Raw genomic sequence first — 3,694 nt, 5'->3', positions numbered from 1 at the left:
CGCAGCACGAACACGGCCGCTGCACGCACCACTGCCGGCGGCGCGTTCACGTTGCCACGTACCGCCGGTGACGTCCCGGTGAGATCGAGATGCAACGTAGCCTCGCGCACCGACGCCGCAATCACCACGGGGATGGGGGCATCGCTCACGCCGTCTCCCTCCAGTGCATCGGCGGCAATACCGGCCGCGCCATTCAGCAGCGCGAGACGCGCGCGCACGCGACGCTCGGTGTAATCGAGCAAGGCATCAACCGCTGACTGCAGCACCGATTCGCCCATGCGCAGGAACAGCGCTTGCCACCCGCGGCGGCCGGCGGCACACGCCGCACGCTGCGCACTCAGATCACCCTCACGCTCGGCGGGCGTACGCACATTGGCGAGCACCAGCGCCAGCACATCGCGCTGTGGTGTGCCCTGCACTTCGATGCGCACCGGCGGCACGATGATGCCTTCCTGATACAACTCGGTGGCGCCGAACGGCATGCTACCCGGGCTGATGCCCCCCACGTCGGCATGATGCGCGCGCACCGCCGCGTATCCGATGATGCGCTGCGCCTCGTGCGGATGCGCGATCACCTCCACCATGGTGAGATCGGGGAGATGCGAACCGCCGTGCGACGGATCGTTGAGCAGGAATACGTCGCCGGCCTGTGCACCAGCCGCACGCACCGCCGCGACCGACTCGGGCATGGCACCCAGATGCACCGGAATATGGGCGGCCTGCGCCACCATGCGCCCAGCCGCATCGAACAGCGCGCACGACGCGTCGCGGCGTTCGCGGATGTTGGGCGAAATGCTGCTGCGCTCGAGCAGTCCACCCATCTCCTCGGCGAGCATGGCCACGCCCTGCGAGAAGACCGTAAGCTCGAGAGCATCGAACGTGGGCATCGCGGCGGTCACGCGTGCTCCCGGTGTGGCGACGGATATCCCGCCTGAATGATCGAATCCTCGCAGCACACCATCCACGTCTCCTGCAATTCAGCCATCTTCGCCCCCTTGCCGCGATCGGGTACCATGGACAGCAACCCCTGCGCCGAGGGGTGCGGAAGGGCCCGGCGCGCCAGTGCGGGGCGTGGCGTCTGCGTGAGCAACGCATCGAAGGTGCGCGTGGCAACACGTCCCAATGTCACCACGCCCTTGAGCCCGCGCGTCGTGAGCTCATCGAGCTCACGATTGAGGCGCGCGAAGTTCGGGGTGCTCTCAAGTTCGCTGCGAACAGGAGCCCGGAACGACTCACCGTCATCACTCGGACACCGATCGAAGGCATTCCCGAGCGCGACGCCGCAGGCGACTGGCGCCAGCCCCGCCGCCGCGAATGCGGCGCCGTCCCACGGCAACGCATTCACCTCCGGCGGCAATGCCATCGCCCCCACGCGTTCGAGCGCGGTGTACAAATGCCGACCCGCGGCATCCCCGAAAAAGGGGATACCGCTCTTGTCGGCACCACGCGGCCCCGGAGCTTCGCCCACGATGAGCACGTGCACCGGCCCCTCTTCGGGGAGCAGCATGGGCACGGGCGTGGAGCGAATACGTCCGATGCTGACACGATTCGGGCTCATGTCATCTCCAGGTGCCAACCGCCGATCTCGAGCGCCCGCGCCGTCCACCCCGAGGCGACGCGCATTGTGGCATCGGGCAGCCGCACGACCGTGGGGCCGACCAACGTGCGGTGCATCGCCCGTCCGTCATCCACGTCGTCAGGCAGAACCCCGTCACGCACCGGACGCGCGAAGCGCACGGGCCACGGCGTGCTACTGAGCGTCGTGCGTGCGCTGATGAACTCCACCGCGCGATCGAGCGTGAACCCGGCGCGTTGCTCGTGTCGCTCCACAAATCGCTGCACCACCGTCGCGACCGCGTCACCGGGCTGCACCGGGACGTCGAGCTCGTACCCCTGCCCTACGTAGCGCGCCCGCAGCCACCAGCGCGCGTCCAATCCCGTACGCTCGCCGCCGAGCTCACGTGCGGCCGTCGTGAGCAGCACGGCGAGCGCGTCATCGTTCAAGCCATCGGCGGTGGTCACACAGCTCGTGAGCCGTTCCCGACGCTCCGGCGCGAGCGCGAGTCCCACGGCGCTCAGCACACCAGCATGCGGCGGCACGATCACCTCGCGCATCCCCAAGCGCTCTGCAAGGCCACACGCATGGAGTGGCCCGCCGCCGCCGAATGCGATGAGCGGCAAGCCGCGTGGGTCCACACCACGCTCCACGCTCACCCGACGCAGCGCGCGCGCCATGATGGCATCGGCGGTCGTGATGATGGCTTCCGCGGCGCGTTCGACGCTCACGCCGAGCGGGGTCGCCACGGTGGCGATCGCGGCGGCGGCCTTTTCGCGACTGATGCGCACGCCGCCGCTCCATTCGCCGGCGGCGATCGTGCCGAGCACGACATGCGCGTCGGTCACGGTGGGGCGTAGGCCGCCACGGTCGTACGCCGCCGGGCCGGGCGATGCGCCTGCGCTCTCGGGGCCGGCGCGCAGGGCGCCACCATCGTCGAGCCACGCGATACTGCCGCCACCGGCCGCCACCGCTTCCACGAGCACGCGCGGCAGCGCGATGGGAATGCCTGCCACACCTCCACCGCGCTCCACCAGCGGCTCCCCATCGTAGATGAGACCCACATCGGCGCTGGTGCCACCGATATCGATCGTGAGCGCGCGCGAGACACCCAACGCCGACGCAATCGCCGCCGCCCCCGTAACGCCACCCGCGGGACCACTCAGCGCCAACGCCGCTGCGTGGTGTGCGGCATCGTGGGCCTCGAGTGTGCCACCGGCCGAGGTCATCACGCGCGGCGCCGGATACCCGTCGATCGCGAGGCGGTCGGAGAGCCCCGCGAGATAACGGCGCACCGCGGGTCGTGCGTATGCCTCGGCCACCGTCGTGGCCATCCGCTCGTACTCGCGAATCTCCGGCAGCACCTCGTGGCTCGTGACCACGTCGAGCGCGAGCCCGCGCGAGGCGATGGCTATGCGCAACGCCTCCGCCAGTTGCTGCTCGTGCCGCGGATCGCCGTACGCATGCAAGAGCGTGATGGCGATCGTTTCGGCGTGGTGCGTCTCCGCCTTCGAAAGCGCGTCAGCCACGACCGCATCGATCGCCACATCGGTGAGTGGCGCGACGACGACGTCCGGCGCCATGCGCTCGGGCACCGGCACGACCTGCGCACGCGAGACCAGCGGTGCGACATGCTGCTGCGACAGGTCGTATAGCGCGGCCCGTTCCTGGCGTCGCAGCTCGAGCACATCGGTGAAGCCCTGCGTGGCACACGCCACCACGGGTGCGCCGCGCCGCTCGAGCAGCAGGTTCGTCACCACCGTGGTACCGTGGGCGATATGGGCCACGCGATCCGCCGGCAACTGCGCCGCGGAGAGGGCATTGAGCACACCCTGCGCACGATCGGCCGGTACGCTCAGCACCTTGGTGGTGTGCACCGTGCCGTCGTCATGCAGGGCGGCGAGGTCGGTGAACGTGCCTCCCACGTCGATGCCGACCGCGACGCGCGTTCCGTAACTCACGCGGCGCTCCGCTTGCCGTTGGCCACCACCGCCATCGCCAGATGCACCGGAACGATGGCCATGTAGAGCATCATACTCCCCTGCGTAAAGCCCGGCAGGTGCATGAGCACCAGCCCCACCAGGGCGATGACCGCAACCACCGCCGACAGCGCGCGTCCAGCGCGCCCAGCGCGCGAGG

At 69.6% G+C, this 3,694-nt stretch carries 4 protein-coding genes; all 4 read right to left on the bottom strand.

Annotation, left to right across the window (positions count from 1 at the left end):
* Positions 1–899: hydantoinase B/oxoprolinase family protein (locus ACIQ6O_RS14385; protein ID WP_396208471.1), on the bottom strand; the 899-nt coding region annotated here is incomplete at its 3' end.
* Positions 896–1,558, bottom strand: coding sequence for a uracil-DNA glycosylase family protein (locus ACIQ6O_RS14380; protein ID WP_396208470.1), 663 nt, complete (start codon positions 1,556–1,558; stop codon positions 896–898). The genes ACIQ6O_RS14380 and ACIQ6O_RS14385, both read right to left, overlap by 4 nt.
* Positions 1,555–3,516 (bottom strand): hydantoinase/oxoprolinase family protein, encoded by a 1,962-nt coding sequence (locus ACIQ6O_RS14375; RefSeq protein ID WP_396208469.1) that lies wholly within the window; start codon positions 3,514–3,516, stop codon positions 1,555–1,557. Before ACIQ6O_RS14375 ends, ACIQ6O_RS14380 begins: the two co-directional genes overlap by 4 nt.
* Positions 3,513–3,694, bottom strand: a 182-nt coding sequence (locus tag ACIQ6O_RS14370; RefSeq protein ID WP_396208468.1) for a hypothetical protein, incomplete at its 5' end; no start/stop codon positions are given. The genes ACIQ6O_RS14375 and ACIQ6O_RS14370, both read right to left, overlap by 4 nt.

It is taken from the genome of Gemmatimonas sp. (genome assembly GCF_044345575.1).
Taxonomy (GTDB): Bacteria; Gemmatimonadota; Gemmatimonadetes; order Gemmatimonadales; family Gemmatimonadaceae; genus Gemmatimonas.
Note: the sequence above shows the minus strand (reverse complement) of the source record. Positions and strands in the feature narration are given on the sequence as shown.

Bases quoted from the DNA above. Each gene is read 5' to 3' on its own strand.
- ACIQ6O_RS14380 (WP_396208470.1), bottom strand. From the start codon at position 1,558: ATGAGCCCGAATCGTGTCAGCATCGGACGTATTCGCTCCACGCCCGTG.